15 protein-coding genes are annotated in these 12,345 nt (G+C 68.9%); 7 read left to right on the forward strand and 8 right to left on the reverse strand.

What is annotated here, in order from left to right:
- Positions 1-310: 310 nt before the first annotated feature.
- On the forward strand, positions 311-634 hold the full coding sequence (locus tag BN948_RS21345) for a hypothetical protein (RefSeq protein ID WP_035623683.1): 324 nt from the start codon (positions 311-313) through the stop codon (positions 632-634).
- Here the strand turns inward: BN948_RS21345 and BN948_RS21350 are convergent.
- Genes BN948_RS21350 through BN948_RS21365 form a run of 4 tightly spaced genes read right to left on the reverse strand, consistent with a single transcriptional unit; the run spans position 609 to position 3,442 of the window.
- Positions 609-1,955, reverse strand: coding sequence for a HAMP domain-containing sensor histidine kinase (locus tag BN948_RS21350; RefSeq protein ID WP_009515753.1), 1,347 nt, complete (start codon positions 1,953-1,955; stop codon positions 609-611). The two genes, BN948_RS21345 and BN948_RS21350, sit on opposite strands and share 26 nt — an antisense overlap.
- Entirely contained in the window at positions 1,952-2,647 is a 696-nt protein-coding gene (locus tag BN948_RS21355; RefSeq protein ID WP_009515754.1) for a response regulator transcription factor, read from the reverse strand. The genes BN948_RS21350 and BN948_RS21355 overlap by 4 nt, the downstream gene beginning before the upstream one ends.
- Positions 2,648-2,657: 10 nt before the next feature.
- Positions 2,658-2,960, reverse strand: coding sequence for a hypothetical protein (locus BN948_RS21360; RefSeq protein WP_236953933.1), 303 nt, complete (start codon positions 2,958-2,960; stop codon positions 2,658-2,660).
- Between the two features lie 11 nt (positions 2,961-2,971).
- Complete coding sequence (locus BN948_RS21365) at positions 2,972-3,442, reverse strand: Spy/CpxP family protein refolding chaperone (protein WP_009515756.1); 471 nt, start codon at positions 3,440-3,442, stop codon at positions 2,972-2,974.
- A gap of 145 nt (positions 3,443-3,587) precedes the next feature.
- Between BN948_RS21365 and BN948_RS21370 the strand changes: the two genes are divergently transcribed.
- The 4 genes from BN948_RS21370 to BN948_RS21385 all read left to right on the forward strand — a co-directional run bounded on the left by BN948_RS21370 (position 3,588) and on the right by BN948_RS21385 (position 6,963).
- Positions 3,588-4,004 (forward strand): lysozyme inhibitor LprI family protein, encoded by a 417-nt coding sequence (locus BN948_RS21370; RefSeq protein WP_009515757.1) that lies wholly within the window; start codon positions 3,588-3,590, stop codon positions 4,002-4,004.
- A gap of 148 nt (positions 4,005-4,152) precedes the next feature.
- Positions 4,153-4,947: a MipA/OmpV family protein gene (locus tag BN948_RS21375; protein ID WP_009515758.1), complete on the forward strand. Its 795-nt coding sequence runs from the start codon at positions 4,153-4,155 to the stop codon at positions 4,945-4,947.
- Positions 4,944-5,630, forward strand: a complete 687-nt coding sequence (locus BN948_RS21380) for a response regulator (protein WP_009515759.1) — start codon at positions 4,944-4,946, stop codon at positions 5,628-5,630. Before BN948_RS21375 ends, BN948_RS21380 begins: the two co-directional genes overlap by 4 nt.
- On the forward strand, positions 5,599-6,963 hold the full coding sequence (locus BN948_RS21385) for a sensor histidine kinase (protein ID WP_035623687.1): 1,365 nt from the start codon (positions 5,599-5,601) through the stop codon (positions 6,961-6,963). The genes BN948_RS21380 and BN948_RS21385 overlap by 32 nt, the downstream gene beginning before the upstream one ends.
- On the opposite strand, the gene BN948_RS21390 is transcribed toward BN948_RS21385, so the two are convergent.
- Genes BN948_RS21390 through BN948_RS21405 form a run of 4 tightly spaced genes read right to left on the reverse strand, consistent with a single transcriptional unit; the run spans position 6,960 to position 9,878 of the window.
- On the reverse strand, positions 6,960-7,688 hold the full coding sequence (locus BN948_RS21390; RefSeq protein WP_009515761.1) for a glutamine amidotransferase: 729 nt from the start codon (positions 7,686-7,688) through the stop codon (positions 6,960-6,962). The two genes, BN948_RS21385 and BN948_RS21390, sit on opposite strands and share 4 nt — an antisense overlap.
- On the reverse strand, positions 7,688-8,692 hold the full coding sequence (locus tag BN948_RS21395) for an aldo/keto reductase (protein ID WP_009515762.1): 1,005 nt from the start codon (positions 8,690-8,692) through the stop codon (positions 7,688-7,690). Before BN948_RS21395 ends, BN948_RS21390 begins: the two co-directional genes overlap by 1 nt.
- A 14-nt stretch (positions 8,693-8,706) precedes the next feature.
- Positions 8,707-8,937, reverse strand: coding sequence for an acyl carrier protein (locus tag BN948_RS21400; RefSeq protein WP_009515763.1), 231 nt, complete (start codon positions 8,935-8,937; stop codon positions 8,707-8,709).
- Positions 8,938-8,942: 5 nt separating this feature from the next.
- A complete protein-coding gene (locus BN948_RS21405; RefSeq protein ID WP_138820328.1) occupies positions 8,943-9,878 on the reverse strand; it encodes a WcbI family polysaccharide biosynthesis putative acetyltransferase in 936 nt (311 codons plus the stop codon).
- Between the two features lie 195 nt (positions 9,879-10,073).
- Here BN948_RS21405 and BN948_RS21410 point away from each other — a divergent pair, with 195 nt between their 5' ends.
- Together BN948_RS21410 and BN948_RS21415 are read left to right on the forward strand one after the other, a co-directional pair.
- The gene (locus BN948_RS21410; protein ID WP_238327249.1) at positions 10,074-11,411 is read left to right on the forward strand and encodes a surface lipoprotein assembly modifier; all 1,338 of its coding nucleotides are present in this window, start codon (positions 10,074-10,076) and stop codon (positions 11,409-11,411) included.
- A gap of 54 nt (positions 11,412-11,465) precedes the next feature.
- Positions 11,466-12,302, forward strand: a complete 837-nt coding sequence (locus BN948_RS21415) for a FecR family protein (RefSeq protein WP_009515766.1) — start codon at positions 11,466-11,468, stop codon at positions 12,300-12,302.
- Positions 12,303-12,345 lie beyond the last annotated feature (43 nt).

Consider the following 12,345-nt stretch of genomic DNA (forward strand, 5'->3'; position numbering starts at 1 on the left):
CGGTCTACCCAGACCACCCCCGCGCCAGTGCTAGCTTTGCGTACCGTCACTTATTGCACTGAAAACGAGGAGACCCCCAGAAGCGCAGGTCGTTGCCGAAACGCCCGTCAGCACCACCGAGCAGCGCACCGCCAGCGTCGAGTCAGAACCGACCTGGCCGGATCCCGCGAGCGGCGCGTACGCGGCCTACGGGTATGAGGTCCAACGGCTCGCGACGGCAGACACCGCGCCAGCCGGCGAACTCAGGCCCGACGCAACCGAGCAAAGCCTCGTCCCGCCGGTGCACTCCTATGAGGCGTACCAGGCGACCTTGGATGCGGGCTACGAACTGGACCGCCGGCATGCCGAGTACGTTCAAGCACAGCGCGACCACCACGACCACGCAAACAAGAGCGCGGAAGAGGCGCGGCGCAGCGCAGACGAAGCCCAGCGCCTGACGGAAGAAGCCACGCGGGTTCAGGATATGCAGAAGGCGCAGAACCTGCGGAACGATGCCGAGCAACTCAATGCGCGGGCTCGGCAATTCGAGGCCGCGGCGCAAGCCCATCGCGCCAATGCGATCGAATTCGCCAACAAGATCGCCGACATCGACGATCAGAAGAGCATGTTTACCCCCGCGGCGCCGGCAGTGTGACGCTCACCACCAGCCCCGGGTGGGCGTTGCGGATCTCGCAGCGCCCCCCATGCGCCTGCGCCACCAGGCGGCACAGGTACAGCCCCAGCCCCACCCCGCCCGCGTGCCGGGTGCGGGCGCTGTCGGGGCGGTAGAAGGCCTGGGCCAGTTGCGCGATCTGGTCCTCGGGCACGCCGGGGCCGTGATCGCGCACCACGAAACGAATCCCCTCCTCGCCCGCGTGCTCCACGCGCAACTCGGGCGGCGTCTGTGCATCGGCGCCATGGCGCAAGGCGTTGTCCAGCAGGTTGCGCAACAGCAGGCGCACCCGCACGCGGTCGAGTGAGACGGCGGGCAGGCCGTCATCAACGCGCAAGACGATGCGCCGCGCCTCGGCTCGCGTGGCCGCGAGTTCATCGATCACCTCGCGTGCCAGCGTGGCAGGCTCGGTGGCTTCGCGGTTGAGCGCCGCATGGCGACCGGCCAAACGCTCGCTCTCCAGCAGGTCGCTGATGAGACGCGCCATTTCGTTCAGGTCGCGCAGCAGCGCCTCGCGCTGCGGATTCACCTCGGGTGATTCGGGCAGCAATTCGGTGTTCAGGCGCGCGCGGGTGAGGGGGCTGCGCAGTTCGTGGCTGATGGCCAGCAGCAGCGCGCGCTGGGCCTGCAGCATTTGCTCGATGTCGCGGCCCATGGTGTTCACGGTCTCGGCGAGCTGGCCCAGCTCGTCGCAGTGGTGCGTGCGCACGGCAATGGGCTGAGAAAAATCACCCGAACCGAAGCGCATGGCGCCCGCGCGAATGGCGTCCAACGGGCGCAGCAGGCGGCGCACGTACCAGAAGGCCAGCGTGGTGACCACCAGCAGCGCCACCAGCGCGAACAGGAACATGCGCGGGCGGCGTTCGACGGCGGCGTCGTTCAGGCCGAACTCGATGACGTGCCCGTCGGCCGTGCGCCGCTGCACCAGCGCGCGCCAGTTCTCGTCGTCGCCCCAGTCGTCCGCACCGGGCTCCTGCCGCCAGTGCGGGCGCGGCGTGTCGGGGTGGGACCGCCACTGCACCACGGGGCCGGTGATGTCGATGGTGATGATGGGCAGGCGCTCCACCAGCGCGCGGGCCTTGTCGATGTCGGGCAGCCCATCGGGGGCGATGTCGGTCGCCAAACGGCTCACGTAGTCCATCAGCAACGGGCGCCCGGCCTCTTTCCAGCCCAGCGTGAAGGCCTTCTGCGCGCCACTGATGAAGATGAAGGCCACCAGGAAGGCCAGCACCAGGAACACGCCCAGCAGGCGCAGCTTGAGCGAATGCCGCCAGCGCGGGCGGTGGTTGACGGACGGGTTCATGAGCGCGGTGCCGGTGCGCGCCGCAACGCGAGGGAATAGCCCGCGTTGCGCAGCGTCTTGATGCAGTCCAGCGGCTCGAGCTTGCGGCGCAGGCGGCTGACCACGATATCCACCGCGCGCGTGAGCAGTTCGGCCTCATGGCCGCGCAGGTGGTTGAGGATGTCGTCGCGGCTGAGCACACGCCCGGCCTCGCGCGCCAGCAGGTGCAGCAGCTCGAACTCGGTGCCGGTGAGCTCCACCGCCTCGCCCTGGCGCAGCACCTGGCGCCGCGCGGGGTCGATGCTCAGGCCTTCGAAGGCCAGGACGCCAGGGTCGGCCGCCGCTGCCACCGGCTGGCGGCGGCGCAGCACGGTCTGCACGCGCGCCACCAGCTCGCGCGGCTCGAAGGGCTTGGGCAGGTAGTCGTCGGCGCCGAGTTCCAGGCCCACCACGCGGTCCATCACGTCGCCGCGCGCGGTGAGCATCACGATGGGGATGTCGCTGTCCTTGCGGATGGTGCGGCACAGCTCGAAGCCGTCCATCTCGGGCAGCATCACATCCAGGATGGCGGCGTCGAAACCGCCCCGGCGCAGCCACTCCAGGCCCTCGCTGGGCTTGTGCGCATGCACCAGCGCCAGGTCGAAGCGCTGGAAGTAGCTCGCCAGGGGTGCGCCCAACTGGGTGTCGTCGTCGATCAGCAGGATGCGGGGCATTCGCGCATTCTCACACCGCCACCGCGCCGGTCAGCGCGCGGTGGCGCAGGATGAGCCGGCGCACGCGGCGCTGGTCGGTGCCGTCGAGCGCGTCGAAATGCTCGGCCGCGTTCATCAGTGCCGGCAGCACCGGCACCGCCTGCTGCGGCGCGCGCCGCGACAGGCGCGACCACAACCACATCGCGTGCTCGCGATCAAAACGCGGGCCCCACACCAGGGCCAGCATTTCCTCATGCGGGTTGTTCACCTCCGAGAGCAGCGCGGGGCCGTGCTCACGCAAGGGGCGGGCGAAGCCTTGCAGGGCGGGGGACATGGTGGTCCCCATCAGCCGCGGCGAAACCAGCCGCGGCGCTTGTCGAGGAACTCGCGCACCTCGGCCTGCTGGGCGGGGTTCAGGCTGTCGTAGAAATCGGCCAGAGCGGTGATGACCTCGGGCGTGCTCATCTGCAGCACGCGGGTCTTCTCATCCAGCAGGTTCAGCGCACGCGCGCGGTCGAATTTCTCGCCGGCCACCAGCGCCTTCATCTCGGTGCGCGGGCCCTGGCTCTGGCCGATCATGGCGGCGCGCTGCGCGATGAGCTTGTCCGCCAGCACCTCGAACTTCTGGCGCTGCTCGGCCGTGAGGTCGAGTTTGCGGGTGACGCGGTCCACGGCCTTGCCGCGCCACTCGGCCACCTGCTCGGCCGAGGCCGGGCCCTGCGCGTGCTGGCCACGGTGGCCACAGGCCGCCAGGCCGCCCGCCAGCACGGTGACGCTGGTGAGGCCGATGAGGGTTCGCTTGATCCAGGGGTTCATGACAGTACCTTTCATAGGGGGTGGAACATGGCCACGATGGTGCGGGGCGGGCGCCGACACCGGGTCTCGTGGCGGTATCGCTTCTTGTCGTTTTGTTTCGACGGAGAATGGCCCTTCGCTTCGCCACGCCAGGAAGGACCACCCCATGCGCCGTCTCGCCGCCCTGCTCTGCCTCTCGCTGGTGGTCACCGCGTCTGCGGCACAAGCGCCCGACGACCTGCCCAAGGACTGCGCCAAGGCCGAGACGCAGCGCCAGCTCACCGCCTGCGCCTACCGCGACTTCGAGCACGCGCAGGCGGCCTACGCGGCGGTGTTCCGCGATCTGGCCGCCGGGCTGGACACGGCGCGCCGCACTTTGCTGCGCACGGCGCAGAAGGACTGGCTGGAATACCGAACCTCCACCTGCGAGTTCGAGGCCAGCGCGGTGCGCGGCGGCAGCGCCGAGCCCATGGTGCGACTGCAGTGCCAGACGCGCGTGACGCGCGAGCGCACCAACGAGCTGAGGCGACAGCTCAATTGCCCGGAAGGCGACCTGAGCTGCCTGCGGCCGGTGCGGCCCTGAACACGCCTGGCGCCCAGAAGGCCAGGCATGCCTGGGCGCTTTCCGCGCACTTGCCTGCGCGGCGCTGACCTGGCCTTCCTCCGGTAAGTCGAGGGTAAGACGAGGCGCGAGAGCATCGCGGCCTTTCAACCACCCGAGGACCCAGTCCATGCACGCCATCGCCCGCTTCGCGAAGCTCGTTCCCCTTGCCGCCGCACTGGTGTCGTCCCTCCCCGCGCTGGCCGACGGTCCACCGGAGGACGGGGCCACGTGGGGCTGGGGCTTGGGCCTGGGTGTGGCAAGCAGCCGCAATGCTTACAAGGGCTTCGAGCGCGACAACGGCCTTTACCCCTTGCTTCAGTACGAGAACCGCTACGTGAAGGTCTTCGGCCCGGGGCTCGACGTGAAACTGCCGAGCTGGCAGATCAACGAGTCGCAGAAGGTGAACTTCAGCCTGGTGGGCCAGTACGATCTGGGCAGCGGCTACGAAGCGAAGGATTCCGACGTCTTCGTTGGTATGGCCGAGCGCAAAAGCAGCTTCTGGGTGGGCGGCAAACTGGAATGGGAAAACGACCTGGTCAATGTCAGCGCGGAACTGTTGGGCGATGCCTCCGGCGAGAGCAAGGGCACGCGGTTCAGCCTCGGCCTGAGCCGCACCTGGCACATCGGCCAGCACTGGATGCTGACCCCTCGCGCCGTGGCCAAGTGGCATGACAGCAAGTACACCGACTACTACTACGGCGTGCGCGACAGCGAGGCCCGTGCGGGCCGCGCGGCCTACCGGGGCGACTCGGGTGTCAACGCCGAGGTGGGTCTCAGCGTCATGTACCTCATCGACCGGCAGCAGTCGCTGTTTCTGGACGTGGGCGTGAACAGCCTGAGCTCGTCGATCAAGCACAGCCCGCTGGTGGACCGCTCCACCGAGAACAACGTGTTCTTCGGCTACCTGTACCGCTTCCGATGAACCGCATCCTGCTGGTCGAGGACCACGAGCGGTTCGCACAACTGATCTGCCAGGGGCTCGCGGCTGGCGGCATCGCCGTCGATGTGGCCGACCGCATCGGTGCCGCCTGGGCCGCGCTCTCGCAGGTGCCCTACCAGGCGCTCGTCCTCGACCGGGGCCTGCCAGACGGCGACGGGCTGGAGTTGCTGCAGCGCATGCGCCGCTCGGGCATGGGCGTCCCCTGCCTGGTGCTCACGGCGCGCGACGCGCTGAGCGACCGCGTCGAGGGCCTCGACGCAGGCGCAGACGACTACCTGCCCAAGCCCTTCGCCATGGATGAACTGGTGGCGCGCGTGCGCGCGCTGCTGCGCCGTCCGGCCGAAGCGCGCGCACTCGACCCGCAGGCCGGCGACCTGAGCCTGCGCACCGCGCTGGGCACGCTGTGCTGTGGGGACGAAAGCGTCACCCTGGCGCCGGCCGAGATGCAGATCATGCTGCTGCTGGCGCGCAAGCACGGCGAGACGGTGCGCCGCAGTGCCATGGAGGCCGCCGGCTGGGGCATGAGCGACGCGGTGACGCCCAACGCACTGGACGTGGCGCTGCACCGTCTGCGCCGCAAGCTGCTGGCCATCGGCTCGCGCCAGCGCATCGTCAACGTCAGGGGCCTGGGCTATGCGCTTCGTGAAGATGCCGCGCCTGAATAGCCTTCGCCTGAAGGTCCTGCTCGCCTACGTCGCGGGCATGGTCCTCAGCATCACCTTGGTGGTGATCGCCACCTTCGCGCTGCTGCGCAGCAACGCCCTGGCCAGCCTGGACCTGGCCGACGCGGCGAAGGACATGGCCGAGCACATCCGCTTCGACGGCAACGGCCAGCCGGTGGGCTTCGACCTGGGCCCGGACGACATGTCGTGGGTGTTCGACAGCATCCGGCGCGAGACGGCCTACCGGGTCCTGGACGAGGCGGGCCGGGTGGCGCTGCAGTCCAGCGGCGCCGAGGCATTCTGGCCAGCCGACGCAAACCAGCGCGGCCTGGCCATCGGGCGCTTCGACTTCGAGCGCGACGGCGTCGCCCTGCACGGGGCCATCGAGCGCGTCGAACACGAAGGAAAAGCCTGGTACCTGCAGATGGCGGCCAGCACGCGCTTCATGCACCTGCTGCACCGCGTGGCCCTGCCGCTGGCGGGCGTGGGTATCGTCGTGTTCGGCCTGGTGCTGCTCGTGGCCTTCGGCCTGTGCGCCTTCATCACGCTGCGCTACACGCTCAAGCCACTGCAGGACGTCTCCGCGTCCGCGGCGGCGATCTCGCCACGTTCGGTCCATGCGCGGCTGAGCACGCAGTCGGTGCCGCAGGAGATCGCCCCGCTCGTGGACAGTTTCAACCGGGTCCTGGAGCGGCTCGAGCAGGGCTACCGGGTGCAACAGGAATTCCTCGCGACATCGGCGCACGAGCTGAAGACGCCGCTGGCGCTGATCCGCGCGCAGATCGAGCTGCGACAAGGCCCGCAAGAAGGCCGCGAGGCGCTGCTGGGCGACGTGGCCTACATGAGTCGGCAGGTGCAGCAACTGCTGCTGCTGGCCGAGGCCAGCGAGCCCCACAACTACCAGCCCGCCACCGTGCGGGTGCAGGAAGTCGTGCACGAGGCCGTGTTCTTCCTGCAGCGCATGGCGGAAGCGGCCGGCGTGCATTTCACGGTGTATTCACCCGCCATCGACGTGCGCTGGCGGGCCGACCGTGGCGCCCTCTTCACCCTGTTGAAGAACCTGATGGAGAACGCTGTGCAGCACGCGCACGTGGGGACGGACGTGTGCATCGAGATCCAGCGCGACACGCTCACGGTTCGCGATCACGGCGCGGGCGCACAGGCCGATCAACTGCCGCTGTTGTTCACCCGCTTCTGGCGCGGCGCGCACCGGCGCGACAAGGGCGCGGGCCTGGGCCTGGCCATCTGCCAGGAGATCGCTCTGGCGCACGGCTGGACACTCATCGCCGAACGCGCCGAACCAGGGCTGAGGTTCCGGCTGTCGATCCGCGACTAGAAAGACGACGCGCGCGCCACGGCGGCAAAACGGCGCAGCACCTCGGCGGCCTGCGGCGTGGGGCGCACCTCGTCGATGCGCCGTATGGCCTCGTCACCCAGTTCGCCCTTCAGGCGCTCCAGGTAGCCGCGCATGGCCGAGGCCGAGAACTCCGGGTGAAACTGCACGCCCCAGGCGCGCTTGCCCACGCGGAAAGCCTGGTGGGCTTCGATGTCGCTGAGGGCCAGCCGCACCGCGCCCGGCGGCAGGCGCAGCACCGATTGGTAGTGAATGAGCTGCGCCGGAAAGCGGGCCGGCAGCGCGCCCAGCACGGCATCGTCGCGCGCCTCGGGCGTGAGCCGGATTTCGCGCGTGCCCACTTCCGGCCCCTCGGCCAGCCGATCGACCTGACCACCCAGGGCGTGGGCGAGCAACTGGTGGCCAAAGCAGATGCCCAGAACCGGCAGCTCGGCGTCCACGCAGCGCTTGAGCCAGAGCGCCAGGCGCTCGCTCCACGGCGCGCGCTCCGTCACCATGGCGTGCGAGCCGCTGACCACCACCCCGGCCAGCTCACGCGGATCGGGGTAGGCCTCGGCCGTGCGAGCATCGGCCTGCTGCAGCGGCAGGCCTTCACCCAGGCCACGGGCGATCCAGTCGGGGAAGTCGCCCTCGGCGCGGCTCAGTTCCTCGAAGGTCTGTCCGGCTGCGACGACGAGGATGGGGCGTTTGGCCTGCGTGTCGCTCATCAGGCGAACACCTCCGTGTCCACCTCGCGGTTGGACTGCTCGCTGTAGCGGTTGCCGCTCACCGTCTGCTGGTTGATGAGCGCATCCAGGCGCTGCATCACCTCGGCGCTCAGCTTCACGCCGTCGGCGCCGTTGTTCTCGCGCAGGTGGTCCACGTTGCCCGTGCCAGGCAGCGGCAGGATGTGCGGGGCCTTGTGCAACAGCCAGGCGATGGACAGTTGCGCCGGCGTGCAGCCCACCTCGGCCGCGATGGCGCGGTAGGCCGGCAGCAGGCGCTGGTTGACCGCCCAGTGCGCGGGTGTGAAGCGCGGCATGGCGCGACGAATGTCCTTGGCGTCGAAGGTTTCCGGGTCGAGGTCTATCGCCAGGAAGCCGCGCGCCGTCGGGCTGAAGGCCACGAAGGCCGCACCGATCTCGCGGCAGGTGTCCAGCACCGCGATCTCCGGGTTGCGCGTCCACAGCGAATACTCGGTCTGCACCGCGCTGATGGGGTGCTCGGCGTGCGCCTTGCGGATCGTCTGTGCCGACACCTCCGACAGGCCGACGGCGCGGATCTTGCCCGCGCGCACCAGATCGCCCAGCGCGCCCACGCTCTCCTCCACCGGCACCTGCTTGTCCCAGCGGTGCAGGTAGTACAGGTCGATGACATCGGTGCGCAGGCGGCGCAGCGAGTCCTCGCAGGTGGCGCGCAGGGTCTCGGGGCGCCCGTCGATCACGCGCACGAGCTGGCCATCGCCCTTTACGTCCACGCCCTGCATGCCGCATTTGCTGGCCAGGGTGAAGCGGTTGCGGTGCTTCGACAGCACCTTGCCGACGATGGTTTCGCTGGCGCCGAACCCGTAAAGCGCGGCGGTGTCGAAGTGCGTCACGCCTTCGTCGAGCGCGGTGAGCAGCAGCCGCTCGGCCTGCTGCTCGGGCACGGGCGGGCCATAGGCGTGACAGATGTTCATGCAGCCCAGGCCGATGCTGCTGACGGTGAAGGGGCCGAGGGGACGTTGGTTCATGGAAGGAAGTGTGCTCACATGCTCAGGCCATGGCGAGCCAGGAGCTCGCGCACCGCGCGCACGGACGTGATCTGTTCGATCTCGCTGTCGTCGAGGGTGATGTCATGGACGATTTCAATTTCGCTGGCGAGCATGGCGCTCGACAGGCTGTCCCAGTTCTGGAGGGTCTCGCTGGTGTCCTCGTCCCTGACCTGGGCGGGATCGATTCGCAGCACGGAGGCAATCAGGGCGCGGACTTGCGGCATGGGGCTCACCAGTTCATGTCGTATTCGATGTAGCGCTGGACGTATTCATAGAAGGTCCAGCGCTGCGTCTGCCATAGGTAGGCGAAGTCCGCCTCCCAGAACCTCAGGCCCAGCGTCTCGGCCACCAGGGGGTGGATGGGGTTCTGCTGCTCGCCCATGCCGCCGTAGTGGGAAGCGGCGGCCAGGCAGGCCACGGCGCGTTCCTCGCTGCCGCCTAGCACCGGCCGGGCCACCTCGGCCACGCGGCGCGCGAGCTCGGCCATTGCCGGTGCCGACACGTGCCCGCTGGTCCAGAACAGGTGTTCCTCGCGAAAGCGCGCCAGCACGTAGTCGGCCAGCTTCACGTCGCTGTGCGCGTCGTAGCGTTGCATGCGGTCGATGTCGCGCTGCAGGCGCACGCGCAGATCGGGCATCTTGCGATGCGACAGGTCCATGTAGGCCGCCACGGCCAGGGGCCCGCTCAGGCCCGCCCGCGCGATCTGCAGGCCCAGGATGTCGCCCAGGGGATAGCGCTTCCACACCGGGTAGGCCGGGTCGTGCGGGTTGCGCGTCTCCGCAGCCTCGAAGGGCCACTGGCTGAACATGTTGAAGCTGGGGTAGCGGATGACAGGGCAGCCAGCGGGCAGGCGCGACGTCAGGGCCTCCAGGGCCGGGTTGTGCTGCGCCTCCTCGTACTGGCGCACCAGCAACGCCACGTCCTTCATGTCCTCGTCGGGAATGGCCGGAGCGTGCGCCTCGCCGGGCAAGGCGTAGCAGAGCGCGGCGGCGAAGCGGTAATCGTCGTTCAGGTCGTCCAGCGTGGCGAGCATGCGCGCCAGGTACGGTGCCTGGCAGTTGCCATAGATCAGCACCGTGCGCGCCTTGGTCGTGCGCCCACCGTAGGCCATGGCGTAGGGCGAGCGTTGCAGGGGACCGACAGTGGATTCAGTGGCGGAAGACACTACTAAGAAAAAAGCAGCAAAGCGAGGTGGGATGCAGATTGCCAGGGTGTTGGCAACACATCAAAGGCGATATTCGCACATCGGTATATGTAATCACTTGTGTATTATCGAATGCACTTGTACTGCCGCACCAATACCCCCGAGGAGCCCGATTTGACGCGTGTGCTGGAACCCGGAGCCCGGCGCTTGCCCGCCGTGGCACTCGCCGCCCTGAGCCTCGTCTGCACCGCCGTCGTGGCGCAGACGTCCAGCAACCAGCCCCTCGAGCGGCAAGTGGACGAGGCCTTCCGCCAGTCCTATCGCACGCCCGCCGACGGCACCGCAACGGCGCGCTATGCGCGGCTGCTGGAGCAGTCGGGCAACTACGAAGGCGCGATCGCCGCTCTGGAGCGCCAACTGCTGGACCCGAACGCGCCGCCGTCAGTGCGCGTGGACCTCGGAGTGCTGTACTACCGCCTCGGTTCCTACGACATGGCCGCCGGCCTGCTGCGCCGTGCCCTGGACGACCCGCGCACCGGCCCGGTGGAGCGCACCCAGATCGAGAACCTGCTCAACGACATCAGCAAGCGCACCACGGTATCGCGCTTCGACGGCCAGGTGCTGCTGGGCCTGCGCGCCCAGACCAACCCGTCCTCGCGCACCAGCCGCGACACCGTGCTCGCCGGCGGCGCGCCCGTGGCCGTGCCCGACAACCTCAAGCCCGACAGCGACACCGATGTGCAGCTCGGCCTGCGCCTGAACCACCAATACGACCTGGGCAAGCAGAACGAGGCGACCATCGTCAGCGCGCTGACGGCCCAGATCGTCAAGTTCAGTTCCTCGTCGGGCAGCACGCTGCAGGCCAACCAGGTCGACCCGTACAACCTGGCCCTGATCGACGTGAACACCGGCGTGCGCTTCAAGCCCCTGGCCAGCGTGCCGGGCCTGACGATCCGCCCGAACATCGCCGCCGCCACGCTGTCGGCCCAGGGCCACCGCTACTTCAGCAACCACGGCGCGGGCCTGGACGTGGCCTACAGCCTCAACGACCGCACCCTCATCGACGGCGGCTACGAGTACCGCTACAACGACTACGCCACCCGCATCGACGCGCCCAACGGCAACGAACTCGACGGCACCAGCAACCTGCTGCGCGCGCGCTTGACGCGCGAACTCGCGCCGGGCCGCGTGCTCAGCGGCGAGCTGATCACCCGCTGGCAGCGCACGCAGCAGCGCTTCAACGACGTGGACAGCCAGGAAGCGCGCGTGACCTACCTGCACAGCTACGCCAGCCCCTTCCAGGGCGGCGGCCTGTGGACAACCTCGGTCTGGGGCGGTGTGCAGCGGCGCAGCTACGACGGCGCCGACCCGGTGATCGACCCGAGTACCGCGCGCCGCGACACCGAGTGGCGCATCGGCGTGGGCCAGACCGTGCCGCTGTCGAGCGCCTGGTCGCTGCTGGTGCAGCTCGAGCACAGCACCACCGACTCGCGCCTGCCCAACTACGACAACAAGAACACCTCGCTGTTCGTGGCGGCCGCCTACCGGTTCTGACACCGGCCCCGACGACACCACCACACACCGATCGCTTTCCCCGAGGACCCTTACATGACCCCGCCGATTTCCAAGGACTGGTGGCTTGCCGCCGCACTGTCGACCGCCACCGTCCCCGCCACCCTGGCCCAGAACCCCGCAGGCTCTGCCGCCGGCAGCGGCGTGGTGACGGCAGTTGCCCCAGGCGGACAAGTGACCGGCAACAACGAGGTGATGGTGGTCGGCAGCAGCATCGTGCCGGGCCAGCGCCTCCGCACCAACGCCGCCGGCGTGCTGCACGTGCTGTTCCTGGACCAGTCCGCGCTCACGCTGGGCCCCGATTCGGAGCTGAGCATCGACGAGTTCACGTTCGACCCGGCGTCGCGCCAGGGCCGCATCCGCCTGGGACTGGTCAAAGGCACGCTGCGCGTGGTAGGCGGGCAGATCAGCAAGAACACCGCCACCGAGATCAAGACCCCGCACGGCACGGTCGACATCCTGGGCGGCATCACGATCGTGGAAACCAACGGGCAAAGCACCAGCGGCACCTTCCTGTTCGGCCAGTCCATGCGCGCGACCGACAACAGCGGCAACACCCAGACCATCACCCGCGCCGGCTTTGGCGTCGACATCGGCAGCGGCAACATCAGCGAGCCGCGGCGGATTCCCACCAGCCAGCTCAACGAACTGCTGGCCCGCCTGGAAAGCAAGCTCGGCACCGGCAACCCCAACCCCAGCCCGGCGCCGACCGGCCAACTCCTCTCCACCGGCAACGCCGGCGGCACCGATCGGCCGGGCAGTGGCCTGGCCAACGATCGACTGAAGAACGTGGTAGACACCAACACCGGCACCAACCCCTCGCGAACGCTGAAGGACCTGCTCGGTACCGGCCAGATGCTCAATCAGTCCTGAGCCCTCCTTCGGGCCCCGCATCGCGCCAGGTGGCGGCACGGCC

This window comes from Hydrogenophaga intermedia, assembly GCF_000723405.1.
Taxonomy (GTDB): domain Bacteria; phylum Pseudomonadota; class Gammaproteobacteria; order Burkholderiales; family Burkholderiaceae_C; genus Hydrogenophaga; species Hydrogenophaga intermedia.

Excerpts from the sequence above, each read along its gene's own strand:
- BN948_RS21360 (WP_236953933.1), bottom strand. The coding sequence starts at position 2,960 with ATGTCCCCCGCCCTGCAAGGCTTCGCCCGCCCCTTGCGTGAGCACGGC.
- BN948_RS21400 (WP_009515763.1), bottom strand. The coding sequence starts at position 8,937 with ATGCCGCAAGTCCGCGCCCTGATTGCCTCCGTGCTGCGAATCGATCCC.
- BN948_RS21380 (WP_009515759.1), top strand. The coding sequence starts at position 4,944 with ATGAACCGCATCCTGCTGGTCGAGGACCACGAGCGGTTCGCACAACTG.
- BN948_RS21385 (WP_035623687.1), top strand. The coding sequence starts at position 5,599 with ATGCGCTTCGTGAAGATGCCGCGCCTGAATAGCCTTCGCCTGAAGGTC.
- BN948_RS21350 (WP_009515753.1), bottom strand. The coding sequence starts at position 1,955 with ATGAACCCGTCCGTCAACCACCGCCCGCGCTGGCGGCATTCGCTCAAG.
- BN948_RS21415 (WP_009515766.1), top strand. The coding sequence starts at position 11,466 with ATGACCCCGCCGATTTCCAAGGACTGGTGGCTTGCCGCCGCACTGTCG.
- BN948_RS21390 (WP_009515761.1), bottom strand. The coding sequence starts at position 7,688 with ATGAGCGACACGCAGGCCAAACGCCCCATCCTCGTCGTCGCAGCCGGA.
- BN948_RS21395 (WP_009515762.1), bottom strand. The coding sequence starts at position 8,692 with ATGAACCAACGTCCCCTCGGCCCCTTCACCGTCAGCAGCATCGGCCTG.
- BN948_RS21370 (WP_009515757.1), top strand. The coding sequence starts at position 3,588 with ATGCGCCGTCTCGCCGCCCTGCTCTGCCTCTCGCTGGTGGTCACCGCG.
- BN948_RS21375 (WP_009515758.1), top strand. The coding sequence starts at position 4,153 with ATGCACGCCATCGCCCGCTTCGCGAAGCTCGTTCCCCTTGCCGCCGCA.
- BN948_RS21355 (WP_009515754.1), bottom strand. The coding sequence starts at position 2,647 with ATGCCCCGCATCCTGCTGATCGACGACGACACCCAGTTGGGCGCACCC.
- BN948_RS21365 (WP_009515756.1), bottom strand. The coding sequence starts at position 3,442 with ATGAACCCCTGGATCAAGCGAACCCTCATCGGCCTCACCAGCGTCACC.